Raw genomic sequence first — 294 nt, forward strand, 5'->3', positions numbered from 1 at the left:
GCAGCATTATTGCAAATCCGGAAGTGTTGCATGCCCTAAATCCGTATTGGGCTGTTCATTTCTTCCTGGAATTCAAAACGCTGTCCTTTATTGCGCTGGGCGCGGTGGTGCTGTCGATTACCGGTGTTGAAGCGCTGTATGCGGATATGGGCCACTTCGGTAAGTTACCGATTCGCCTTGCATGGTTCTCCGTGGTGTTGCCTTCACTGGTACTGAACTATTTTGGTCAGGGGGCATTGCTGTTAAAGCATCCTGAAGCGATCAAAAACCCGTTCTTCCTGCTGGCACCGGACT

General features: G+C 50.7%; 1 protein-coding gene. It reads left to right on the forward strand.

Annotated features, from left to right (window positions below):
* Positions 1-294, forward strand: a 294-nt coding sequence (locus tag FDX22_RS15225) for a KUP/HAK/KT family potassium transporter (RefSeq protein ID WP_186805311.1), incomplete at both ends; no start/stop codon positions are given.

This window comes from Citrobacter sp. TBCS-14 (assembly GCF_005280805.1).
GTDB classification, from domain to species: domain Bacteria; phylum Pseudomonadota; class Gammaproteobacteria; order Enterobacterales; family Enterobacteriaceae; genus Citrobacter; species Citrobacter gillenii.